Origin of the sequence: Nocardia spumae, from assembly GCF_020733635.1 — a bacterium.
GTDB lineage: Bacteria > Actinomycetota > Actinomycetes > Mycobacteriales > Mycobacteriaceae > Nocardia > Nocardia spumae.
In genome coordinates this window covers 2,619,631-2,642,775 of record NZ_JAJFZL010000001.1, presented here as the reverse complement: position 1 = coordinate 2,642,775, position 23,145 = coordinate 2,619,631, and the positions used below count along the sequence as shown (strand labels likewise).

General features: G+C 68.6%; 20 protein-coding genes. 9 read left to right on the top strand and 11 right to left on the bottom strand.

Going from position 1 to position 23,145, the window contains the following annotated elements; genetic code table 11:
* Window positions 1–24: 24 nt before the first annotated feature.
* Both LKD76_RS11530 and LKD76_RS11525 read right to left on the bottom strand, forming a co-directional pair.
* Window positions 25–2,724 (bottom strand): bifunctional acetate--CoA ligase family protein/GNAT family N-acetyltransferase, encoded by a 2,700-nt coding sequence (locus tag LKD76_RS11530; protein WP_372465788.1) that lies wholly within the window; start codon window positions 2,722–2,724, stop codon window positions 25–27.
* Window positions 2,717–3,949, bottom strand: a complete 1,233-nt coding sequence (locus LKD76_RS11525; protein ID WP_227981018.1) for an acetoin utilization protein AcuC — start codon at window positions 3,947–3,949, stop codon at window positions 2,717–2,719. The genes LKD76_RS11530 and LKD76_RS11525 overlap by 8 nt, the downstream gene beginning before the upstream one ends.
* 252 nt (window positions 3,950–4,201) lie before the next feature.
* On the opposite strand from LKD76_RS11525, the gene LKD76_RS11520 reads away from it, so the two are divergent.
* The gene (locus LKD76_RS11520; protein WP_227981017.1) at window positions 4,202–4,888 is read left to right on the top strand and encodes an iron-dependent transcriptional repressor DtxR; all 687 of its coding nucleotides are present in this window, start codon (window positions 4,202–4,204) and stop codon (window positions 4,886–4,888) included.
* A gap of 3 nt (window positions 4,889–4,891) precedes the next feature.
* A complete protein-coding gene (galE, locus tag LKD76_RS11515; RefSeq protein WP_227981016.1) occupies window positions 4,892–5,872 on the top strand; it encodes a UDP-glucose 4-epimerase GalE in 981 nt (326 codons plus the stop codon).
* A gap of 32 nt (window positions 5,873–5,904) precedes the next feature.
* Here the strand turns inward: galE and LKD76_RS11510 are convergent, their stop codons facing one another.
* A complete protein-coding gene (locus LKD76_RS11510; protein ID WP_227981015.1) occupies window positions 5,905–7,008 on the bottom strand; it encodes a DUF4192 domain-containing protein in 1,104 nt (367 codons plus the stop codon).
* 1,022 nt (window positions 7,009–8,030) lie between these two features.
* Window positions 8,031–8,744: a DUF5642 family protein gene (locus LKD76_RS11505; RefSeq protein WP_227981014.1), complete on the bottom strand. Its 714-nt coding sequence runs from the start codon at window positions 8,742–8,744 to the stop codon at window positions 8,031–8,033.
* Between the two features lie 322 nt (window positions 8,745–9,066).
* On the opposite strand from LKD76_RS11505, the gene LKD76_RS11500 reads away from it, so the two are divergent.
* From LKD76_RS11500 to speD, 4 genes are all read left to right on the top strand, one after another.
* Window positions 9,067–10,002 (top strand): proteasome assembly chaperone family protein, encoded by a 936-nt coding sequence (locus tag LKD76_RS11500; protein WP_227981013.1) that lies wholly within the window; start codon window positions 9,067–9,069, stop codon window positions 10,000–10,002.
* A gap of 99 nt (window positions 10,003–10,101) precedes the next feature.
* Window positions 10,102–12,609, top strand: a complete 2,508-nt coding sequence (locus LKD76_RS11495) for a DEAD/DEAH box helicase (protein ID WP_227981012.1) — start codon at window positions 10,102–10,104, stop codon at window positions 12,607–12,609.
* A gap of 234 nt (window positions 12,610–12,843) precedes the next feature.
* The gene (locus LKD76_RS11490) at window positions 12,844–13,956 is read left to right on the top strand and encodes a type III PLP-dependent enzyme (protein ID WP_308188639.1); all 1,113 of its coding nucleotides are present in this window, start codon (window positions 12,844–12,846) and stop codon (window positions 13,954–13,956) included.
* 8 nt (window positions 13,957–13,964) lie between these two features.
* Window positions 13,965–15,182, top strand: coding sequence for an adenosylmethionine decarboxylase (gene speD / locus LKD76_RS11485; protein ID WP_227981011.1), 1,218 nt, complete (start codon window positions 13,965–13,967; stop codon window positions 15,180–15,182).
* 105 nt (window positions 15,183–15,287) lie between these two features.
* On the opposite strand, the gene LKD76_RS11480 is transcribed toward speD, so the two are convergent.
* From LKD76_RS11480 to LKD76_RS11470, 3 genes are all read right to left on the bottom strand, one after another.
* On the bottom strand, window positions 15,288–15,812 hold the full coding sequence (locus tag LKD76_RS11480) for a gamma-glutamylcyclotransferase family protein (RefSeq protein WP_227981010.1): 525 nt from the start codon (window positions 15,810–15,812) through the stop codon (window positions 15,288–15,290).
* Window positions 15,813–16,217: 405 nt separating this feature from the next.
* A complete protein-coding gene (locus tag LKD76_RS11475) occupies window positions 16,218–17,012 on the bottom strand; it encodes an MBL fold metallo-hydrolase (RefSeq protein ID WP_227981009.1) in 795 nt (264 codons plus the stop codon).
* A gap of 60 nt (window positions 17,013–17,072) precedes the next feature.
* Window positions 17,073–17,981 carry a hydrogen peroxide-inducible genes activator gene (locus LKD76_RS11470; protein ID WP_227981008.1) on the bottom strand — a complete coding sequence of 303 codons (909 nt, stop codon included), beginning with the start codon at window positions 17,979–17,981 and terminating at the stop codon, window positions 17,073–17,075.
* 155 nt (window positions 17,982–18,136) lie between these two features.
* On the opposite strand from LKD76_RS11470, the gene LKD76_RS11465 reads away from it, so the two are divergent.
* From LKD76_RS11465 to LKD76_RS11455, 3 genes are all read left to right on the top strand, one after another.
* A complete protein-coding gene (locus LKD76_RS11465; RefSeq protein ID WP_227981007.1) occupies window positions 18,137–18,724 on the top strand; it encodes a peroxiredoxin in 588 nt (195 codons plus the stop codon).
* Between the two features lie 13 nt (window positions 18,725–18,737).
* Window positions 18,738–19,277, top strand: a complete 540-nt coding sequence (ahpD, locus tag LKD76_RS11460; RefSeq protein ID WP_227981006.1) for an alkylhydroperoxidase, AhpD family — start codon at window positions 18,738–18,740, stop codon at window positions 19,275–19,277.
* 112 nt (window positions 19,278–19,389) lie between these two features.
* Window positions 19,390–20,076 carry a PhzF family phenazine biosynthesis protein gene (locus tag LKD76_RS11455; RefSeq protein WP_227981005.1) on the top strand — a complete coding sequence of 229 codons (687 nt, stop codon included), beginning with the start codon at window positions 19,390–19,392 and terminating at the stop codon, window positions 20,074–20,076.
* 24 nt (window positions 20,077–20,100) lie between these two features.
* Here the strand turns inward: LKD76_RS11455 and LKD76_RS11450 are convergent, their stop codons facing one another.
* From LKD76_RS11450 to LKD76_RS11435, 4 genes are all read right to left on the bottom strand, one after another.
* Entirely contained in the window at window positions 20,101–20,733 is a 633-nt protein-coding gene (locus LKD76_RS11450; protein ID WP_227981004.1) for a DUF5134 domain-containing protein, read from the bottom strand.
* Window positions 20,734–20,865: 132 nt separating this feature from the next.
* The gene (locus LKD76_RS11445) at window positions 20,866–22,089 is read right to left on the bottom strand and encodes an aminotransferase family protein (protein WP_227981003.1); all 1,224 of its coding nucleotides are present in this window, start codon (window positions 22,087–22,089) and stop codon (window positions 20,866–20,868) included.
* 123 nt (window positions 22,090–22,212) lie between these two features.
* The gene (locus tag LKD76_RS11440) at window positions 22,213–22,845 is read right to left on the bottom strand and encodes a Pr6Pr family membrane protein (RefSeq protein ID WP_255659945.1); all 633 of its coding nucleotides are present in this window, start codon (window positions 22,843–22,845) and stop codon (window positions 22,213–22,215) included.
* The gene (locus tag LKD76_RS11435) at window positions 22,842–23,030 is read right to left on the bottom strand and encodes a hypothetical protein (protein ID WP_227981002.1); all 189 of its coding nucleotides are present in this window, start codon (window positions 23,028–23,030) and stop codon (window positions 22,842–22,844) included. Before LKD76_RS11435 ends, LKD76_RS11440 begins: the two co-directional genes overlap by 4 nt.
* Between the last annotated feature and the right edge of the window lie 115 nt (window positions 23,031–23,145).

The window sequence follows — 23,145 nt, the reverse complement described above, 5'->3', positions numbered from 1 at the left end:
CGTCACGGCGGGCCGCCACCGGTCTCACACCAGGCGGCGCGGACCGTTGTCGAATCTGCTCGGTTCCGGCCCGATGCGCACCCGCGCGTACAGAATCGCCGCGCCCTCGGGCGAGGCCAGCACCGGCTCCACCGCCAATTCCCGAACCTCGGGCAGATCGTCGCACAGCGCCGAAATACGCTGGGCCAGCGCGGCCAGCGCCGCCTTGTCCACCGGTTCGCCGATGGTGCGACCCGCACCGGCCTGGCCGTCGAGCAGCGGGGCGGCACGCGGCGCCTCGATCAATTCGGCGGCCTCGGCCTCGGTCAGCGGCAGGGCCCGGTAGGCGCGATCGCCGAGCAGATCGATGATCGTGCCCGACAAACCGAATCCGATCACCGAGCCGAAGGAAGGATCGTCCTGGACGCGCAGGACACATCCCACGCCCTTGGTCGCCATCTTCTGGATGTGGACCACCTCGTTGCCGGTGAGCTCGGCCAGATCCGTGTACGCGCGCCGGACCGCGGTATCGCGCCACAGGTCGAGGCGCACACCGATGAAGTCGGGACGGTTACGCCACAATTCGCCGGTGGCCTTGGCGGCCACCGGATATCCCAGTTCGGCGGCTGCCGCGACGGCGGATTCGGGGTCGCGGGCCTCGCGGAACTCCACCACCCGGATCCCGTAGCAGGCCAGCAGCTCGACGGCTTCCAGATCACCCAGCCACTCCCCCTCCGGACAACGAATCATCCATCGCCCCACCAGCTCTCGCGCCCGCGCGACCTCGAGTCCGGCGGGCCGCACCACCAGTGACGCGGGGCGGGTCCGCCAGGCGGCATAGCGCCGGACCCGCGCCAGCGCCCGCGCCGCCCGCTCCGGATCCGGATACGACGGGATCGAACCGCGGTCGACGACTCCCCTCGCCCCGCGCACGGTCAGCAGATTGGGCATACCGTGATCGGCGACGAAGGTGGTGAGCACCGGTTTGGTGCCGTCCTGCGCACCGGCCCGGATGGCCTCGGCGAACGCCGTCACCGCCACCGGCACCGGCGGGGCGAAGATGACGATCACCGCGTCGACCTCGGCGGAAGCCATCGCGTTCGCCACCGCGCCGAGGTAGTCGGCGGGTTCGGCCTGCGGGCCCAGGTCGGTCGGCTCACCGACCCGCAACCCCTCCCCGCGCGCCGCGTCCACCGCCAGCCAGCCCAGAGCGGCGCTGTTGCCGATGACCGCCAGCCGCGGCCCGTCCGGCAGCGGCTGATATGCCAGCAGCATGGCGCAGTCGAACAGTTCGGCGATCGTGTCGACCTGCACGATCCCGGCCTGGGCGAACAGATCACGTTCGACCGAGCGCTCCAATCCGCTGACCGGCACGTTGGCGGCGTTGCGGCCGCTGCTCACCGCCACCACCGGCTTCCCGCGCGCCACCCGCCGGGCGATCCGGGAGAACTTGCGCGGATTGCCGAAGGTCTCCAGATACAGCAGGACGACATCGGTGTCGGGGTCGGTATCCCAGTACTGCAACAGGTCGTTGCCCGACACGTCCGCGCGGTTGCCGGCCGAGACGAAGGTCGACAGTCCCAGCTTCCGCGCCGCGGCCTCGGCCAGGATGGCCGCGCCCAGCGGCCCGGACTGACAGAAGAATCCGACCCTGCCCCGGCCGGGCAGCACGGGCGCCAGAGTCGCGTTCAGCGATACCGCCGGGTCGGTGTTGGCGATACCCAGGGCGCTGGGCCCGACCACCCGCATCCCGTGCCCGCGGGCGGCGTCGACCAGATCACGTTCGGCCCCGAAACCGGCCGGCCCGGTCTCGGAGAAGCCCGCCGTGAGGACCACCAGGCCCTTGACCCCCTTGGCCATACAGTCGTCGAGGACCGATTTGATCTCCTCGGCGGGGACCGCGATCACGGCCAGATCGAGTTCGTCCGGAATGTCGTGGACCGTCGGATACGCCCGGACGCCGCGCACCGAGGCGCGATTCGGGTTCACCGGATACACCGGCCCCTGGAACACCCCCGACAGCAGATTGGCCAGCACCGCGCCGCCGACCCGCCCGGCTGCCGGAGTGGCGCCGATGACGGCGATCGACCGGGGCGCCAGCAGGTTACCGACGCTGCGCGCCTCCGAGGCCCGCTCGCGCGAATCCCGCACCGACAGCAGCGCTTCGGTGGGGTCGATGGCGAATTCCAGATGCAGTACCGAGCCGTCGCGGCTGCGCTGCACCTGGTATCCCGCCTCCCGGAACACCGTCACCATGGTGTGGTTCTCGGCGAGGACCTCGGCGACGAAGGTCTCGATATCGTTCTCGGCGGCCGCACCCGCCAGGTGCTCGAGCAGAATCGAGCCCAGCCCCCGTCCCTGATGTTCGTCGGCGACCACGAAGGCCACCTCCGCCGCGCGCGGGCCTTCCCGATCACTCAGCAGTTCATACCGGCCGACCGCGATGATCGCCGACCCGAGTTCGACGACCAAGCCCACGCGGTCGCGATAGTCCACATGCGTGGTGCGGTAGAGATCCTTCGGCGTCATCCGCGGGTAGGGACCGAAATAGCGCAGGTAGCGGGTCCGGTCCGACAGTGCCGCGTGGAACCGCTGCATCGGCTCCGCGTCGTCGGGTGTGATCGGCCGCAGCCGGACCACACCTCCGTCGGCGGCGAGCACATCGGCGAACCAATGTTGCGGCGGTGGCGGTGGATCGGCCGGCGTGGCGTCGGCGGCCGGCGGAGTAGCGGATGGTTCAGTCACGGGGGTCCTCCGGGTCCAGGCCCAGCAATCCGTAGGTGGCGCGGCGAGTGGCCAGTACCGAGGTATCGATCGCGCGCTGCGCGCGGTCGGCGTGGGAGTCGCCGGTGTCGAGAGCGCCGCCGGGTCCCTCCCACCGGGTGAAGGTGGTATCGCCGCCGTCGCCCATGGTGGTCGGCGCCGGCACGGTCGGGGCGTAGGCGCGGACCTGCTCGCGCCACTGTTCGGGTGTCTCGGTCGCCGGATCGATATCGCGATCGAGTGCGATGGCCAGCAGATGGGTCCATGCTCTCGGGACGACGCGCACCAGCCCGTAACCGCCGCCCCCGACGGCGAGCCAGCGGCCCTCGGCGTAGCGGTCGGCGAGTTCGCGCATCGCCCGGAACGCGGTGCGCTGACCGTCGACGGTGAGTTCCAGATCGGCGAGCGGGTCCTCGCGGTGGCTGTCTACCCCGCACTGACTCACCACCAGCTGCGGTCGGAACGCGGCCAGCGCCCCGGGCACCACGGCATGGAATCCGCGCAGCCACTGGGCATCCCGGGTGCCGGGCAGGACGGCGAGATTGATCGCGGTGCCCTCGCCGGCGCCGGCGCCGATCTCCTCCGGCCATCCCGTATTGGGCCACAGTGTCGCCGGGTGCTGGTGCATCGAGATCGTCAGCACCCGGGGGTCGCCGTAGAACGCCCGCTGTACACCGTCGCCGTGATGCACGTCGACATCGACATAGGCGATGCGGTCGAACCCGTTGTCGAGCAGCCATGAAATGGCCACCGCCACATCGTTGTAGACGCAGAACCCGGATGCCGCGTCCGGCATCGCGTGATGCATCCCGCCGCCGATGCTCACCGCCCGGCGAGTACGCCCAGCCGCGATTTCCCCGGCGGCGGCGAGGGTTCCGCCGACGATCACCGAAGCCGCCTCGTGCATCTGCGGAAAGATCGGATTGTCCATCGAGCCCAGACCGTGCGGCGGCGCGGCGGGCGGTGTGATTCCGGGTGGTGCCGGGGTGGCGTGCCGAACGGCTTCGAGGTAGGCCGCGGTGTGAATGCGCAGCAGCTCACCCTCGCCGGCCGCCTCCGGGGCGAGAGTTTCGACACCTTCGAGCACTCCCAGGCCGCGAGCCAGCTCCATCGTGAATCGGAGCCGTGCCGGTTTCATCGGATGTTCCGGAGTCCAGGTGTAGTCCAGAAATCGGTCCGTCCACACCACGGTGGCGTCATCTGCCATATCGTCACGCTAGCCCACCACGGCCGGTCGCCGTGGCGTTGCTCGCACCCGGGTGGACACGGGAAGCAGACGCCCGGCGTTGTCGTTGTGATGCAGTAGAAATGCACAGTGACACCGGGTGTGCCTGTCGCCGGCGCGCGGCCGGTCGCGCGCATGGGCATCGGTGTGGTTGGTGCTGGACCCGCGAAATATGCTGACGCCCGATTGTGCAGCCGGGCGTGGGTAGAATTCGTGCCGACGAAGGGGTAACAGGTGAAGGATCTGGTCGACACCACGGAGATGTATCTCCGTACCATCTACGACCTCGAGGAGGAGGGCGTCGTGCCGTTGCGCGCACGTATCGCCGAACGACTCGAGCAGAGCGGCCCGACGGTGAGCCAGACGGTCGCGCGGATGGAGCGTGACGGTCTGCTGATGGTCGCGGGCGACCGGCACCTCGAACTCACCGACAAGGGCCGCGCGATGGCGGTGGCGGTCATGCGCAAGCACCGCTTGGCGGAACGGTTGCTCGTCGACGTGATCGGACTGGACTGGCAGAACGTGCACGCCGAGGCCTGTCGCTGGGAGCACGTGATGAGCGAGGAGGTCGAGTTGCGCCTGCTCGAGGTCCTCAACCACCCCACCACCTCCCCGTACGGCAACCCCATCCCCGGCCTGGACGAGCTCGGCGTCAACTTCCCCAACTCCGGTGAGGAGACGCTGGTCCGGCTCTCCGACCTGCCCGCCGGACAGGTGTCGGCGGTGGTCGTGCGGCGGCTGTCGGAACATATCCAGTCCGATCCCGACATCATCGGCCAGCTGCGCGAAGCCGGAGTGGTGCCCGATGCGCGTGTCACGGTGGAGACCAAGCCGGGGCTGGTGATCATCTCCGTGCCCGGTCACGAAGGCTTCGAACTGTCCGACGAACTGGCCCACGCGGTCCAGGTGAGGCTGGTCTGAGGAATGAAACTTCTGGTGACCGGCGGAGCCGGATATGTCGGCGGCGTCTGCGCTCAGGTCCTGATTCAGGACGGCCACGAGGTCGTCGTGGTCGACGATCTGTCCACCGGTAACGCCGCGGGCGTCCCGGCCGGTGCGAAGTTCGTCGACGGCGATATCGCGACCGTCGGGGTGGAACTGATCGAGTCCGAATCCTTCGACGGTGTGCTCCATTTCGCGGCGCAGTCGCTGGTCGGCGAATCGGTGCAGCAGCCGGAGAAGTACTGGCACGGCAATGTGGTGAAGACCCTGGCCTTGCTGGAGGCGCTTCGCCGCGCCGGCACTGCGCGGCTGGTGTTCTCCTCGACCGCCGCGGTCTACGGCGAACCCGAGCAGGTCCCCATTCTCGAATCCGCGCCGGCGCGGCCCACCAACCCCTACGGTGCGTCGAAGCTGGCGATCGACCACGCGATCACCTCGTACGCCAAGGCGCACGGGCTGGCCGCGACGAGCCTGCGGTATTTCAACGTCGCCGGAGCCTACGGCGGGCTGGGCGAGAACCGGGTGGTCGAAACACATCTCATCCCGCTGGTCCTGCAAACCGCGCTGGGACATCGGGATTCGATCTCGGTTTTCGGTACCGACTATCCGACGCCGGACGGCACCGCGATCCGCGACTACATCCACATCCGGGACCTCGCCCGTGCCCACGTACTCGCTCTGGCGCAGTCGCGCCCCGGTGAGCATCGGATCTTCAATCTCGGCAGCGGCACGGGTTTCTCGGTACGCGAGGTGATCTCGGCTTGCGAGCGCGTCGTCGGCCGGCCGATTCCCGCGGCGGACGCCCCGCGCCGCGCGGGCGATCCGGCGGTACTGGTCGCGTCGAGCGCCAAGGCTATCGAGGAACTCGGCTGGCAGCCCGAGCACAACGATCTCGACGAAATCGTCTCCGACGCTTGGGATTTCCTGGTGTCGCTCGGTGACCACGCGCACAGCGCCCGCTAGCCGGGATACCCGGTATGCCCGGGTGGCGGTGATCATCGCCCCGCCGTATCGGCCGGCGGTTCGTACGGCTCGGTGACACTGAGGTCGACGCCCAGCCCGGCGGCCGTGCCGCGGCCGCTCACGGCGAGTTTTCGCACGTCACCAGGTCGCATTCCGGTGCGCAGCGCCGCGTCGAGCAGTTGCGCGATGCGATGGGCCGGATCGGCGTGCAGGGCGGCCTCGAACGCCACCCCCGCCAGCGGACCGTCACCACGGGTGTAGGCGCTGTAGCCGAACAAGGTGGCCAGTTCGGCACGATCCGGTCCGGTGAGGCCGCGGCAGGCCCGGGCCCACAGCGACTCCGCAGCCGCGGCATGCGCGGTGAGGGCGACCGCGAACAGAGCATCGCGAACCGCGGTGTCGCGGACCGCGACGGCCAGATCCGCGAGTTCCCTCGGATCGAGGTCGTCTCCGGATTCGACGGTGCTGATCTGCCACAACACCATCTCCAGGGCCGCCCGGCTGTAGGCGCGGGGGGTGCCGGTGCGCAGCGCTTGCCGGAAGCGGCGTCGGGCGGCGTCGGCGGCCGCCTCGAGCACCTCGTCGATTCGGGCTCGCAGTGCGGTGTCCTCGGCCACGACGGCGGTCAGTTCGTCGCGCGAGCGCCGAATCGGGCGGCCGTCGAGTACCTGCGCCAGCGCGATCGGCGAGGCCGCGGGATCCGATTGGGTTCCCCGGTTTTCGGCGTCGAGCACACTCCACCACTGGGCGCCCGCGGCGATATCGGAGACGGCCCACGCCTCGGTGAGCAGGACATCCTCGGCACGGAGCGCACCGTCCAGGGCGCGGATCAGATCACGATGCCGCGCGGTCCGGCGCCCCGCCCGCCCCGAGCGGGGTGCGGTGGCGCGATCGTCGACGATCAGGACCAGAACTCCCACGGCTTGTTCCTGGCCGCAGATCGCGGCCAGCTGCCCGGCCAGGCGCACCCACGCCCCGCAGCCCGCGACATCCAGATCGTGCCGGGCCACCGCGCCGAGATAGACCGCCCCCGCGTCGTGCTGCGACCGCAGAAGCAGACACGCGACCAGCGAACGCTGCGGCCGGAAACCGAGTAGGGCGGGCACGGCGGCGATGAACTCCCCGGGCTCACTCATCGTCAACGCCGTTGCCGTCCGGCATTCTTCGCTCCCGCGCACCGGTCCGGCCGAGCCGGCGCCCGGCTCGCCGGGCCGGTCGCCCTCGCCGCTGCGCCCCGCATCGCCGCGGCCGGCCTCCGGTCGACCGCGCTCTCCTCCGTCGTATCCGGTCTCGACACCGCCCGAACCGGCCCCGCGCGAAGGCGTCGGCTCATCCCGGGCACCGGGACCGAATACCTCGGCCGCGGCCGCCTCCGGCTCACGGCTCTCGTCACCGGGAGCATCGAATTCCGCACCACGGCAACCGAAATCACAAGCCCGCGCACTCGATCCGTCGACCGTTCGCCCCGCGGCCGTCGCGCCGGTTCGGCATCCGCTCTCGGCCGGTGGTCGGCCGGCCACCGCGGTGCGGCGATCGCGCCGGCACGGCGACTGCCCCGGGCCGTCGGCGCGGACGGCCCCATCGCCCGACTCGGAGGCCACTCCACGCGGTGTGCGATGTTCACCGAAACGCCCGGTGCACAGACGAGATTCGAACCGGCCGGCTCCCGGTGTACCCCCGGCTCCCGATGCCGAGAGCACCGGCCCCGGCGCGCCGGACGACGCGGCCGGTCCACCCTCGGACTCGGTGAAAGGCGCAGCCCCGTCCCCGGTTTCGAGCGTCACCGACGGTTCGGCCACCGCGACCGGATCCGGTGTCGGCTCGACGAGGTGAGAGCCGGTGGGCGGGCGCGTCCGGGTGGTCTCCCCGGACCGCGTGCCGCGCCGGTGTGGGGCGGCTACCGGGATCGACGGGGAGGACACCTCCCCGGTCGGCCACGGGCGATCGGGGCGAGGGGGCTGAGGCGACGGCGTCGGTGTGGTCATGGCTCCACCCTGCGCCTGCCGCCGTGCGGCCTCACGGCGCTGAACTGGGCGTTCATATGCCTTGGGGACAGTCGCGCAGGGTGGGGATCGCAGCGCCGACACGCTCGTCATCCTGGTTCGGATGTCGGTCGCGGCTGTTACTGTCGCGGCGGGGACGCACACGCTCCGGAGGCTCAGTGACCGCGAGCCTCGGCAACGGCCACGGTGAACACCTGGTCCAGGCCTGCCGTATCCACCGGTGCGGAGCCGAAGCTCATCGCCGTAGTTTCCACGCGTACGTCGCCGACCTGCGCCGACAGTGCCCGCATGGTCGGATCGGCGGCGCTACCGGGCGGGGCGCCGGTGACGGTGCGGCCGTAGGCCAGTGTGTCATCGGCGTCGACGGGCGGTGGCGGCAGGAGTTCGGTCCGGATCGTCCGATCGATGGCGCCGTGGCGCGCATGCACCGTGGGGCAGTGCGAAAGCTGTTCTCCCAGTCGGGACAGCGGCTGATCGGTGCGGGTCAGGACCACGGTGATGGTGGCCCTGGTGTCGGCATCGGTGCCGACCACGACCGCGGTCCGCCCCGGATCCGGTGGTTCCGGGGCACAGTCGGCCGGATCGATCCGAGCACCCGGTGGGATGGCGGTCAGATCGGCGGCCGCGGCCGCCGCACGGTCACCGGCCGGGACGACGGTGACATATCCACTCGGAAACCGATCCTGAGCGGGCAACAGCGCCGCCAGATCGGCATCGACGTGGCGGATGCTCGAACTCTGCTGGATGGCGACCGGATGCCCGGACACCGTCGAACCGCACGCGGCGAGCAGACAACTCGACACCGCGCACGCGAGGGTGCTGCCGAACCCGCGGCGCGGCCGCGAGGCCGGCGGATCCGTGACGCTCACTCCCTCACTATGGCCGACGAGGCCGCGGGCGACGGTCTGCCACGCCGCGACGCCGGGGAATACCGCCCGAAGAGACGGAGTTGTCTCCTCCGGTAGCGCGTTGCGATGGCCTAGTTCCGCCGGGCATCGTCCGCGACCGCTACTCTGCGGAGGTTACATCCCCCGGTGGACCGGCGGTTTCCGTTGGATGACGGCACCCGCACACCAACGGGTACGCGACGCCGCGCGCGTACCCTGGAAGGTGGCGACGTGTCGAAATCCGGCCCCGGACCACCACCGAAAACGACTGAGGCGGATAGGGCTTGACCAGGGAGTTTGGCAAATGAGCAGTATGTACGAGCTGGAGTTCCCCGCTCCGCAGCTGTCCTCGGCCGACGGCGAGGGTCCGGTGCTGGTGCACGGCCTGGAGGGATTCACCGACGCGGGTCATGCGGTGCGACTGGCGACCACCCACTTGCGCGAAAGCCTCGAATCCGAACTCGTCGCCTCCTTCGACGTCGACGAACTACTCGATTACCGCTCGCGCCGCCCGTTGATGACCTTCAAGACCGACCACTTCTCCGACTACGCCGATCCGGAGCTGAACCTGTGGGCGCTGCGCGATACCGCCGGCACCCCGTTCCTGCTGTTGGCCGGGATCGAACCGGATCTGCGCTGGGAGAAGTTCGTCACCGCGGTGCGACTGCTGTCCGAGCAACTCGGCGTGCGTCGCAGCATCGGTCTGAGTGCCATCCCGATGGCCATTCCGCACACCCGCCCGCTGGGCGTCACCGCGCACGCCAACGATCGGGACCTGATCGGTGAGCACCAGCGCTGGCCCGGCGAATTGCAGGTTCCGGGCAGCGCCTCGTCCCTGCTGGAATACCGCATGGGCCAGCACGGGCACGAATCCATCGGCTACTCGGTGCATGTGCCGCACTATCTGGCGCAGACCGCCTATCCGGAGGCCGCTCAGACGCTGCTGGAGAACGTCGCCGGCAATGCCGGTCTGGAGCTTCCGCTGGCCGCGCTGGGCGATGCCGCGGCCCGGGTCCGCGAGCAGGTCAACGAGCACATCGCCGGCAATGCCGAAGTGGAGACGGTGGTGCAGGCGCTGGAGCGCCAGTACGACAGTTTCGTCACCGCCCAGGAGCGCCGGTCGAGCCTGCTCGCAGGTGAGGCCGATCTGCCGACCGGTGAGGAGCTCGGCGCCGAATTCGAGCGCTTCCTCGCCGAGCAGGGCGATTTCGGCGAGGGGGACGACGGTCCCAGGGACTGATGTCGTTCGCCCCGGGTGGGGTGTCCTTCGCCCGGCGCGGACCGCGCCCGCACCGGGCGATGCGCACGGTCGGCGGGCTCGGCAGTAACGTGAACGCACGTGCAGCTGTCCGAACTGGTTCCCGACCGTGCCGTGCCCGATGTGGATGCCGACTGGCTGTACGAGACCTTCGCCGAATGGACCACCGCGCAGGGACTGACGTTGTATCCGGCGCAGGAGGAAGCGCTGCTCGAGTTGATGACCGGCGCCAACGTCATCCTCGCCACCCCCACCGGATCCGGGAAGTCGATGGTGGCCGTCGGCGCGCACTTCGCCTCGCTCAATCGCGGTGCGCGCAGTTACTACACCGCGCCGATCAAGGCCCTGGTCAGTGAGAAGTTCTTCGCGCTGTGCGAGGTGTTCGGCGCGGACAAAGTCGGCATGGTGACCGGTGACGCCGCGGTGAATCCGACCGCTCCGATCATCTGCGCCACCGCCGAGATCCTCGCGAATCTCGCGCTGCGCGAAGGGGCGAACGCCGATATCGGCCAGGTGGTGATGGACGAATTCCACTATTACGCCGACCCCGATCGCGGCTGGGCCTGGCAGGTACCGCTGCTCGAACTACCGAACGCCCAGTTCCTGCTGATGTCGGCGACACTCGGCGAGGTCGACCATTTCGCCCGGGATCTGGAACGCCGCACCGGACGCTCGACCGCGATCGTCACCGGCTCCGAACGTCCGGTGCCGCTGCTGTTCTCCTATGTCCGTACTCCGATCACCGAGACGCTGGAAGATCTGGTGACCACCAGCCAGGCACCGGTCTACGTCGTGCATTTCACCCAGGCCGCGGCGCTGGAACGGGCGCAGGCGCTGACGAGTGTGAACTTCGCGTCGAAGGCGGAGAAGGACGCGATCGCGCAGGCGCTCGGTGGATTCCGGTTCGCGACGGGTTTCGGTAAGACCCTGTCGCGGCTGATCCGGCACGGTATCGGCGTCCATCACGCGGGAATGCTGCCGAAGTATCGGCGGCTGGTCGAGCGCCTGGCCCAAGAGGGCCTGCTGAAGGTGGTCTGCGGCACCGACACCCTGGGTGTCGGAATCAACGTTCCGATCCGCACGGTGCTGCTGACAGGTCTCACCAAATTCGACGGAGTGCGGACCCGGCGGCTCAAGGCTCGCGAATTCCATCAGATCGCCGGACGCGCGGGACGCGCGGGATACGACACCGTCGGCACGGTCGTCGTCCAAGCTCCCGAACACGAGGTCGAGAACGCGCGGCTGCTGGCCAAGGCCGGCGACGATCCGAAGAAGCTGCGCAAGGTCCAGCGGCGGAAGCCGCCGGAGGGCTTCGTGTCCTGGTCCGAGGACACTTTCGATCGCCTGGTGGGCGCGCAACCGGAGCCCATGGTGTCGCGATTCCGGGTCACGAACTCGATGTTGCTCAACGTCATCGCCCGGCCCGGCAACTGCTTCGACGCGATGCGGCATCTACTCGAGGACAATCACGAACCGCGCCCGGCCCAGCGCGCACACATCCTGAAGGCGATTCGCCTGTACCGCGCACTGCGTGATGCGGGGGTGGTACAGCAACTCGACGAACCGGACAGCACCGGCCGCCGCGCCCGCCTCACCGTCGATCTCCAGCGCGACTTCGCCCTCGATCAGCCGCTGTCGCCGTTCGCCCTGGCAGCGCTGGAGCTGCTTGACAAGTCCGCGCCCAGCTACACACTGGATGTGGTGTCGATCATCGAGTCCACACTGGAGGATCCGCGCCAGTTGCTGCTCGCCCAGCAGCATCGGGCGCGCGGCGCCGCGATCGCCGAAATGAAGGCCGACGGTATCGATTACGACGAGCGCATGGAGCTGATCGAGGACATCACGTGGCCGCGTCCACTGGCCGAGTTGATCGAGCCGGCGTTCGAAACCTACCGGTCCGGCCATCCGTGGGTATCGGAATTCAGCCCGTCCCCCAAGGCCGTGGTCCGCGAAATGATCGAGCGCTCACTGACTTTCGCCGAACTGATCTCCCAGTACGAACTGGCGCGTTCGGAGGGCCTGGTCCTGCGCTACCTGGCCGACGCCTATCGCGCACTGCGTCGCACGGTCCCCGAATCGGCCCGCACCGAGGAGCTCGAGGACATCACCGAATGGCTGGGCGAGCTTATCCGGCAGGTGGATTCGAGCCTGCTCGACGAGTGGGAACAGCTCACCAATCCGGGTGCCGAGACCGATGACGAGCAGCTGGCCTTCGGCGCCGACACCGTGCGCCCTATCACCGCCAACGAGCGCGCGTTCCGGGTCATGGTCCGCAACAGCATGTTTCGCAGAATCGAGCTGGCCGCGCGGCGGCGCTGGGACGATCTCGACGATCTCGGCGACGGCCCCGACTGGGAGCACGATCTGGCCCCCTACTTCGACGAATACGACGTCATCGGCACCGGGCCGCAGGCACGCGGACCGGCGCTGTTCGGTGTCGAGATCGAATCCGGCTATTGGCGGGTACGCCAGGTGCTCGACGACCCCGCCGGAGATCACGGCTGGTCGATCGACGCCGTCGTCGATCTGGCCGAATCCGACGCCGCCGGCGAGGTGGTCTTCGACGAGATCACGGTGCGTGCGGGATGACCGCGATCGTCACCGGCACCCGGCACGATCCGGGCTGCACGCCGGTACGCCGCCGAAAACCCGGCCTCAACGAGTGGATCTGATCCCGTCCGGCACCCGGTCGCCGCCGTGATCGCCCGAGCGTGATCAAGGCGACCCCGTTCCGGTTCGTTTCCCGTGCCCTCGCGCTGATACTCTCTCGCTCGCTGCCTGCAGCGGGAGGCTGCCCAGAAGAAAGAGAGTTCCCTTAGATTGATCGGTACAAACGCGCCCGAGTCGCCCTTTCTCGTCATCGATCTCGATCGGGTGCGCGGCAACTTCCAGGCTTTACATGCGGCACTACCCGCGGCCCGAATTCGATTCGCGGTCAAGGCATCTCCGATGCCGAAGATCATCCGGCTACTCGACTCGCTCGGCGCCGAATTCGATGTCGCCAGTATCGGCGAGATCGAGATGTGCGCGGAGCTGGGCGTCGATCCGGCGCTGCTGTGCTACGGCAATCCGATCAAGAAGGCCGCTCATATCTCCGCCGCCTACGCCGCCGGTGTCCGCCGGTTCGCCTTCGACACCGAGGACGATCTGGACCGGATCGCCGCCTTGGCTCCGGGTTCCGAGGTGGAGTGCCGCTTCCTGGCCTCCACCCCGCAGTCCCGGACCCCGTTCGGGACCAAGTTCGGCTGCGCTCCGGGCGAGGCGGTCCGGCTGCTGGTGCGGGCCCACGACCTCGGGCTGCGGGTGGCCGGCCCCTACTTCCACGTCGGCTCCCAGCAGCTCGATCCGGTGGCCTGGCAGATCGGCATCGAGCAGGCCGCCGCCATCACAGAGGCGCTGGCAGTCAAGGACATTCCGATCACGTCACTGAATATCGGTGGCGGACTGCCGATTTCGTATGCCGATCCGGCACCGGGGTTGTCCGAACTGGGTGCGGTGATCACCGAGGCCGCGACGCGGCACTTTCCCGAGCACACCGATCTGGTGGTGGAACCCGGCCGGGCCCTGGTGGGCAATGCCGGTGTGATCCACGCCGAGGTCGTGAACGTGCGCATGGCGCCGGACGGGCGGCGCTGGGTGTATCTCGACATCGGCCGCTACAACGGTATGGCCGAGACCGAGAACGAGTACATCGCCTACCGGATCGAGACCGATCGAGACGGTGACCCCGCCGACGAGGCGGTGATCGCGGGCCCGACCTGCGACGGAGACGATGTACTGTATCAACGCACGCGAGTCCTTCTGCCGACCACGCTGCGAGCCGGTGATCCCGTTCGGATCCTCGATACCGGCGCCTATACGGCGAGCTATTCGTCGGTGTCCTTCAACGGTTTTCCGCCTTTGACTGTGCATGTCATCGGCGCTGAGCGAGAGTGAGTTTGCCCATGACGGCAGAATTCACCGGCTGGCACGTGCTGGCCGAGTTCGGTGGTGTCGACGTAGCCCTCTGCGACGATCTCGAACGACTCGAAACAGCGCTTCGACAGTCGTTGCTCGCCGCGGGAGTGACGATCTGTGAGGTAGTGCGTAAGAAGTTCGAGCCCCACGGTGTGACGGTGCTGGCACTGCTGTCGGAGTCGCACGCCTCGATTCACACCTATCCGGAGTCCGGCGATATCTTCGTCGACGTATTCACTTGCGGCAGTATCGGTTCCGGCGCCACCAAGGCGGTCGAACTGCTACAGGACGCGCTGAGTCCGGAATCGGTACACCTGGAGGTCGTGCAGCGCGGTCACAACGCCCGCCGGGTGCACGAGCCGGTCGGCGATGGACTGACCCGGGTCTGGGATCTGTCCGACGTGATCGTCGATGCGCGAACTCCGTTCCAGCACATGGTGATCGCCCGTACCGCCCAGGGCATCTCGTTGTTCTCCGACGACGATCGGCAGTCCACCGAATTCTCCCAGCTGACCTATCACGAGGCGATGCTGGTGCCGGCCTACGCACTGGCCGCGAAGCTGGACAATGTGCTCATCATCGGCTCCGGCGAGGGTGTCGCCAGTCAGATGTCGGTAGCAGCGGGTGCGACGCGGGTCGATCACGTCGACATCGACCGGATGGAGGTCGAACTGTGCGCGCGGCATCTGCCCTACGGTTACACCTCCGCCGATCTGGAGGACGCGGTCCGCGGTGACGGCGCGATCCGGATGCACTACGCCGACGGCTGGGACTTCCTGGCCGAGGCCGAAGCCGCCGGTGTGCGCTACGACGTGATCGTCATCGACCTGCCCGACGAGCGGGTCGAGGACGCCCAGCACAATCGCCTGTACGAGGAGGAATTCCTCACTCGCTGCAGGACACTGCTGGCCGAAGGCGGAGTTCTGGCCGCACAGGCCGGTTGTCCGACCATGTGGCGCAACGAGACACTCAAGCGCTCCTGGCAGCGGTTCACCGATCTGTTCGACACCGTCGTCCCCTACGGCAGTGACGAGCACGAGTGGACCTTCCTGTTCGGCGTCGCGGAGCGGATCGACGATCCGGTCGCGGTGATGTGCGAGAAGCTGGGGCGGTTGCCCTACCGCGCGGAGACGGTCGACGAGCGCGCCCTGGTGCGCGGCGCCATCGAACCGTACGCGCTGCGGGAGATCGCCGTTCGCGCCTGAGCCCCCACCGGCACGCCGATCCGGTTGCGCCGCAATCGAAGACACGAAGGCCGCCCGGATCGTCTGTCCCGGGCGGCCTTCGTCGCCGGCACCGTCCGGTCTGGCTCAGACCCGCTCTCGCCGCCACTGCGACGCCCGGTCGACGTAGCGATCGAGATGATCGGAGACGAAGACCTCGGGCAGCCAATCGTTGCCCGTGACCGCCGCCGACCAGACGAAGGTCCGGACCGGTTGCTCCACGCCGATCAATTCGATCGGCCGCAGATCGTATTCCGGATCCTCGAACGCCTCGATGATTCGCCAATCCGCCGCGGTGAGCCCGCGCAGCACCACACCTCCGGCCATGCGGCCCGGCTGGGCCACCAGTCCCGGATACAGACGTTGCGGCAAGGCCGCCACCCGCCATCCGCGCGCGACCGCGACATCCATATCCGGCGTCCGCCCGAGCAGCACATCGAGCACCGGGCCGAATTGCAGGGTCCCGTAGGCGAACAGATCGGGGCCGGGATCGTCCGGACGGGCTCGCCGCTGCGGCGCGGGATTTCGCGCGGCGCTCATCGTCCGGCCCGCCCGGAACCGGTGCCGGCCCAGTCGATGGGAGTTCGCCGATCCGTCGCTCGGCCATGGCATCCGCTTCTACTCGCACACCCGTATCGCATCCCTCCACTGTGCCCAATCCGCGGACGACGTTTCACACCGGGTAAACGTGAGCTCTGTCACACATATTGTCAGCGCTGGTCAACGGTTGCCGAATAATCGCCAGAAATTGAAAAGAGATATTTCCCCAGGGTCCGCGCCGACGACCGAGACCGACCGTTCATTCGCCCACGGTGGCCGGTCCATCCACAGTGCCCCTCGCGTATCGAGCACCGCTGATCGATGCGGCGCCGGCGGCCTCGGGCGTGAACGCCATTGCGGGCGTATCCATGTCAGCGGCCGGATCGAGGCGGCCGCCGACCGTGGCACCTACCGGCAGGACGACCCGCGCGATTCGTGGCCGGTCATCGGGGCCGCGCCGAGGCCGGCGTGAGCGGACTACCCCACCGGCCGTACGGAATTCCCGGTGACACGGGCGAAAAGCTCCGGGTCGTGCGAATTGACGATGGTGACCGCAGCACCGTGGTCGCGGTTGAGTTCCACCAGCCGACGTCGATTCTCCTGATAGGCGCCACGCACGATCGAGCCGAGTTCGTAGGTCCACCACAGCAGCGGTGTCTTCGGCTGCGCCGGGTCGATTTCACTCGCGACGTAGAAGGCGTCACCGGCGTGCAACAGCCAGCCGGCACCGGTGTCCACCGCCACGCCGATATGTCCGCGGGTGTGACCGGGCAGCGGGACGACGAGGATCTCCGGCGGGATCCCGGGCAGATCGCGTACCGCGCGGAAGCCGAACCACTCGTCGGTGCCGTCGAGTTCGTTGACCATCCAGCGGGGTCCGTGCGACCACTGGGCGGCGCGGTAGCGCAGCCGCTCCGCCAAGGTCCGGCCGGCGGTAGCGGCACGGAACTCCGGTCCGTACACATGGATCGTCGCCTCCGGGAAATCGGCGAGGCCGGCGGCATGATCGAGGTCCAGGTGGGTGAGGATGATGTGCCGCACATCGGCCGGGTTGTATCCCAGCGCCTGAATCTGACGGACCGCGGTCTGGTGTTCGTTCGGGCGGATGCCCAGCAGGAAGCGTCCCGGACCGACGAAGCGCCCCGGATCACGCACGGAGTCGAGTCCGAATCCGGTGTCCACCAGCACCAACCCGGTCCTGGTCTCGATGAGCAGGCAGTGGTCCACCATGCCCAGGGCCATGGTGCCGCAGTTGAGGTGATGAATCCGCACTCGCCGAGCGTTCCAGACGCTCACCGCCCGGTCAATCGGGGCGCGCGCCGGTGGAATTTCTCATATCGGACGTTGGCCGCGAATGATTTCCGCCAGCTGTTCGTAGTCCTCGACGCGGGCGGTGGAACCCCGGAAAACCAGCCCGATGGTGCGCCCCGGAGCGGGTGCGGCGAACCGCGCGATGTCCAATGTGCCGCGAGAGGTTTCGGCCACGACGGCCATCTCCGGAATCAAGGTGACGCCCAGCCCTCCGCCGACACACTGCACGACCGTGGTCAGCGAGGCCGCGCGGGTATCGCCGACCGGGCCGGGGCGCACATCTTGGGACCGGCACAGATCCAGGGTCTGATCGCGCAGGCAGTGCCCCTCGTCCAGTAACAGCAACGGCAACGCGTCCAGCGCGGCGGGGGTGACGTCCGCGCGCCCCGCCAGTTCGTGCCCCAGCGGCGTCACCAGCACGAACTCCTCGGTGTAGAGCGGGATTTCGATCATGCCCGAGGCCTCGGCCGGCAATGCCAGCATCGCGACGTCGAGCACCCCGGACCGCAGCCCGTCGATGAGCCGCGCCGTCTGATCCTCGATGACATGCGGTGTCAGCGCGGGCAGGCGGCGTCGCAACTCCGGCAGCAGCGCGGGCAGCACATAGGGCGCGACGGTCGGGATGATGCCCATCCGCAGCGTGCCCCCCAGCCCGTCACCGGCCGCCGTGGCCACGAAGCGATCGGCGGCCTCGAGGGTCGCCATCGCTTGCGGCAGCAGTCTTTTGCCCGCGGCGGTGACCAGCACCCGGCGGGTGCTGCGCTCGATCAGCTGCAGTCCGAGTCCGTTTTCCAGTGATGCCAGCGCCTGGGATAACGTGGGTTGGCTCACATTCAGATGAGCCGCGGCAGTACCGAAATGGCGATACTCGGCGATCGCCACGAACGCACGCAGCTGTGACAGGGTGGGCTGATAAGTCTGATCAGTCACACCTATCAGTGTAATGCAACTGATCACCTTTACCTTTTAACCGGTTTTGGGCAAGATCGATTGCGAAAGCTTCGACGGTGTCCCCGCACCCAGGCGACGCCGTTACCCCCGTGTCCCACTGCGACATGAGTCCCAACACGACAAAAGGAGACAGCATGGCTCTGCTGACCATCGGCGACCAGTTCCCCGCCTACAACCTGACGGCGGTCATCGGCGGCGACTTGTCGAAGGTGAACGCGCAGCAGCCCGACGACTACTTCACCCAGATCTCGAGCGATGACCATGCCGGCAAGTGGCGCATCGTCTTCTTCTGGCCGAAGGACTTCACCTTCGTCTGCCCGACCGAGATCGCCGCCTTCGGCAAGCTGAACGAGGAGTTCGCCGACCGCGATGCCCAGGTGCTGGGCGCCTCGGTCGACAACGAGTTCGTCCACTTCCAGTGGCGGGCCCAGCACGAGGATCTCAAGACCCTCCCCTTCCCGATGCTGAGCGACCTCAAGCGTGAGCTCGCCGCCGCCACCGGTGTGCTCAACGCCGACGGTGTCGCCGACCGCGCGACCTTCATCGTCGACCCGAACAACGAGGTCCAGTTCGTCTCGGTCACCGCCGGTTCGGTCGGCCGCAACGTCGACGAGGTGCTGCGCGTGCTCGACGCCCTGCAGTCCGACGAGCTGTGCGCCTGCAACTGGAAGAAGGGCGACCCGACCATCAACGCCGGTGAACTGCTGGCCGCCAGCGTCTGAGGAGTACAACGCAGTGTCCGTAGAGAACCTGAAGAATTCGCTACCCGAATACGCCAAGGACCTCAAGCTCAACCTGTCGTCGATCGCACGCTCGACCGTGCTCAACGAACAGCAGCTGTGGGGCACCCTGCTCGCCGCGGCGGCCGCCAGCCGGTCGGCCACCACATTGCGCGAGATCGGCGAGGAAGCCGCGGACACCCTGTCCGAACAGGCCTACAACGCCGCACTGGGCGCCGCGTCCATCATGGGTATGAACAACGTGTTCTACCGTGGCCGGGCGTTTCTCGACGGTCGCTACGACGATCTGCGGGCCGGACTGCGCATGCAGATCATCGGCAATCCGGGCGTCGAGAAGGCCGACTTCGAGCTGTGGTCGTTCGCGGTCTCGTCGATCAACGGCTGCCAGCACTGCCTGGAGGCCCACGAGCACACCCTGCGTGAGGCCGGTGTGTCGCGTGAGGTGATCTTCGAGGCGCTGCGGGTGGCCGCGATCATGGCCGGCGTCGGCCAGGCCGTCCAGGCCAGCGAGACCCTCGCCGCCGCCGCGGTCTGATATCGCATTCACGACGATGCCTCGTCCCGTACCGCGGGACGAGGCATCGTCGTCTTCCGGGATGCCGCGAGCCCGCTGATAGCTGCGAGTACGCTGGATCAGCATGAAACCAATGGGCAGCGATGGCACGCAGGTCGAGGTGGTCCGTGTTTTCACCGATGTCGCGGGCCGGTTCGGCAACCCGCTCGGCATCGCCCGCGCATCGGAGGTGGTCGAGGCCGACCATCAGGCCCTCGCGGCCCGGGTCGGCCACAGCGAAACGGTGGTCGTGCAGGAACCCGTCGCCGGCCGGGCCCGGATGCGGATCTACACCCCGGCGCGGGAACTGGCCTTCGCCGGACATCCGACGGTGGGAACCGGATGGTGGCTCGCCGACCAAGGGCATCCGGTCAAGGTGATCGATGTGCCCGCCGGCCCGGTCGAGGTGCAGATGCTCGACGACGGCCTGGTCTGGATCCGTGCCCGCGCGGAGTGGACGCCGGAGTTCACCTTCGACCAGTTCACCGACCTGTCCCTGCTGTCGACGGTCGATCCTCGGCATTTCACCGAGGGCCAGCACTACATCTGGACCTGGACCGATGAGACCCGCGGCGCCGTGCGCGCGCGAATGTTCGCCCCCGCCATGGGCATTGCCGAGGACGAGGCGACGGGCGCGGCGGCCGTCGCGCTGACCGCGAAGCTGCGCCGCAGCCTGATCATCACCCAGGGCTCGGGATCGCAATTGTTCACCGAGTGGGATTCCGACGGCTGGGTGCGCCTCGGTGGCCGGGTGGTCGCCGACCACCCGGTGCTGGTCTGACCGCGACGTGACCGGCCGCCGGTATCAGCCGGCGACGGCGGCGATCAGCATGTAGGCCGTGCCCAGATCCATCACCACGTGCGGTACGATGCCGAGCGCGCCCGGCGACCCCGGGAGATGCGGGATGCCGTGCCGGAGAAGGTGTCTCGTCCGCGGGTGCGCCAGCAGGACGGCGTCGAGGACGAACAGCGCGGCGAGGATCGCGACCGGCACGGGCGGCGCCGTGGACATCGACCCCCCGTCGTGCCGATGTCCCGACATCACCCAGAGCATGGCCGCCGCGGCGATGAGGTGATAGCCCACAGCGGGCGTACGGAAATCCGGGGACGCCGGCGACAGCGTGCGCCACCGGGCGACCCGCGGCACCAGCAGGCCCGCGTAGACGACCACCATCGCGGTGAGTACACCCCGGATCGCATCGGGAGCGGCGCCCGGAAACACCAGCATCGCCGGCATCACCAGGCACATCAGCAGATGGGCGGCATCGGACTCGTGATCGGCGGCGCCGTGCGCCCGGCCGCCCGCGCGCCGATCGCCGCGCACGACCTCCCCGGCCGGGACCGAGACGTGCCGTACGAGCACGATGCCCGCCGCGACCACGAAGGCCACGACCGCACCCCAGCGCAGCATCTCGTGCTCGGTCACGAAAGAGCCCACACCCCACCACCTTCCGCCGCGGCGCGTCCGCTCGGTCCCATGCTCGCATCCGACGGCGACCGCTGCGGCCCATCGGGCAGAGTTGCGGCATCGGAGGGGCAGCCTTTCGGCCGCGCCCGGCCCGGTGCCCGCTCAGCCCAGGGCGCGCGCGATGGCCGCCGCGAGCTCGGCGACCTGCTCGTCGGTGATCACGAAGGCCGGGGAGATCTGCAGGGCGCCCTGACCGGCCGCGCGGCCCGAGACCCCCTGTTCGCGTAGCGCTTTCACCATCGCCGGGCCCGCGGAGGTATCGGCGAGTTGCACCGCGGCGACCGCGCCCAGTCCGCTGCGCACCTGCGCCACCCGCGGATGATCGGCCAGCGGGGCGAGGTGCTCGTGCAGCAGTGACTCCACATTCTTGCTGGCGTCGAGCAGGTGCTCGCGCTCGATGATGTCGAGGTTGGCCATCGCCGCCGCGGCCGATCCGGCATGGCCGCCGTAGGTGTAGCCGTGCCGGAACCAGACTCCCCCGCCGAAGAACGGCTCGGCCACGCGCGGTGCCACGAACACCGCACCCATCGGCAGATAGCCGGAGGTCAGGCCCTTGGCGGTGGTCATCAGATCCGGTTCCAGACCGAAACGCGTGGAGGCGAACCAGGATCCGCCGATCCGGCCGAATCCGGTGACGACCTCGTCGGCGACGAAGAGGATGTCGTGCTCACGGCACAGGCGACGGACCTCGGTGAGATAGCCCTCGGGCGGCAGGTACACCCCACCGGCACCGATGATCGGCTCACAGAAGAATGCCGCGATCCGGTCGGCGCCCACCTCGTCGATCAGGGTGCGCAATGCCTGGGCCTGATCGAATTCCACGGTCCGGGTATCGGCCATCAGTTCGCCGTAGCCCTCGTGATTCACCGTGATCCCGGCGAGAGCCGTTCCGGCGACGTGCATTCCGTGATAGGCGAGGCGGCGGCCGACGAGCAGCGTCTTGTCCGGGCGGCCCTGTTCCCGCCAGTACCGGCGGGCGAGCTTGGCGGCGGTGTCGACCGAATCCGACCCTCCGGAGGTGAACATGATCTTGCTGCCCGGCACCGGGGCCAGCTCCGACAGCCGCTCGGCCAGACGCTGAGTGACCGGTGCGGTCAGATCGCCGAAGTTCGAATAGTGGGCGAGTGTGGACAATTGCGCCGCGACCGCGTCGGCGATCTCCCGCCGGCCGTGCCCGACATTGGTGAACCACAGTCCGGCGGTGGCATCGAGGTAGCGCCGTCCGGTCTCGTCCCAGATGTAGGCGCCCTCACCGCGAGCCACGACGAACGCTCCGTCGCGCTCCACCGCGCCCATATCAGCGAATCCGTGCCACAACGCGCCCATGGTCGGGTCCTCCTCCATCGTCCGGCGGCGGTGAACGCAGGTTCCGCCCGCGCCGCCAGACTACCTGCGGGGTACTCCCGGCCCGCTCGGCGAAGTACGCGCAACCACTCCGCTACCCGGCGTTCAGGCCGGCACCGCGGCATTGGACCGACCACGCAGCGACCCCAGCCAGGCCACCGCGATCGCCATCAGGGTGAATACCGCGGCCAGCATCGTGATCCCGATCAGCAGCGACGGATAGCCCTCGCTGCGCGGGTCCAGGAACGGGTACGGATACCAGTTCACCCTGTGGCCTCGAATCAGGCTGTATCCACAGTAGGCGATCGGATAGATCAGCCACCCGACGATCAGGGGCGGGGTGATCCGCAGCCGGGCGGAGACCAGGATCCAGTCGGCGACCAGCACGATCGGCAGCACCCGGTGGGTCGTGTGATTGATCCATCGGTCGGTGAGCATGACATCGATACCGGACAGCAGCACCGCGTAGATCACCCCGGTGATCAGCAGATACAGGGTCGCGCCGCCGCGCACGGCCTGCCACCGGCGCGAGGCCGGATCCAGCACGCCGCCGATCAGCAGCACGATCACGCCCACGATGCTGGATTGGATGGTGAAGTAGCTGAGGTAGTTGGCGAGGGAGAAGTCCGCCGCGCCACTGTTGCGCACCGGAATCCACAGCAACGCAACAATTCCCAGCACACCGAAGGCGATACGCAGGCCTCTGATCCAGATGGGCGTCCCCGCGCGCCCGATCATCTGGCGGAACCGGCGAGCGAGGTGCGCGGCCCCGCCTCGGACTCCGCTCCCGTCCGCCGCAACGGTGTGGCGACCGCCGCCGCCAGGAACCGCACGCGATCGCGAACCAGGGCGACGATACCCACCAGCACCGACACCACCTGCAGTGCACGGACCCACATCGGCCTTCCCGAACCAGGAGTCATGACACGATCGTGACATATCACACCCCGAATCGGGACCAAGATCAACCCAATAGCAATCGTTCGGTTATCCATGCTGTCCCGAACGGTCGCGGCGCGGGATCAGCGCTGGTGAGCG

Excerpts from the sequence above, each read along its gene's own strand:
- LKD76_RS11525 (WP_227981018.1), bottom strand. The coding sequence starts at position 3,949 with ATGGCAGATGACGCCACCGTGGTGTGGACGGACCGATTTCTGGACTAC.
- galE (WP_227981016.1), top strand. The coding sequence starts at position 4,892 with ATGAAACTTCTGGTGACCGGCGGAGCCGGATATGTCGGCGGCGTCTGC.
- LKD76_RS11510 (WP_227981015.1), bottom strand. The coding sequence starts at position 7,008 with ATGAGTGAGCCCGGGGAGTTCATCGCCGCCGTGCCCGCCCTACTCGGT.
- LKD76_RS11500 (WP_227981013.1), top strand. The coding sequence starts at position 9,067 with ATGAGCAGTATGTACGAGCTGGAGTTCCCCGCTCCGCAGCTGTCCTCG.
- speD (WP_227981011.1), top strand. The coding sequence starts at position 13,965 with ATGACGGCAGAATTCACCGGCTGGCACGTGCTGGCCGAGTTCGGTGGT.
- LKD76_RS11480 (WP_227981010.1), bottom strand. The coding sequence starts at position 15,812 with ATGCCATGGCCGAGCGACGGATCGGCGAACTCCCATCGACTGGGCCGG.
- LKD76_RS11465 (WP_227981007.1), top strand. The coding sequence starts at position 18,137 with ATGGCTCTGCTGACCATCGGCGACCAGTTCCCCGCCTACAACCTGACG.
- LKD76_RS11455 (WP_227981005.1), top strand. The coding sequence starts at position 19,390 with ATGGGCAGCGATGGCACGCAGGTCGAGGTGGTCCGTGTTTTCACCGAT.
- LKD76_RS11445 (WP_227981003.1), bottom strand. The coding sequence starts at position 22,089 with ATGGGCGCGTTGTGGCACGGATTCGCTGATATGGGCGCGGTGGAGCGC.
- LKD76_RS11440 (WP_255659945.1), bottom strand. The coding sequence starts at position 22,845 with ATGATCGGGCGCGCGGGGACGCCCATCTGGATCAGAGGCCTGCGTATC.
- LKD76_RS11435 (WP_227981002.1), bottom strand. The coding sequence starts at position 23,030 with ATGACTCCTGGTTCGGGAAGGCCGATGTGGGTCCGTGCACTGCAGGTG.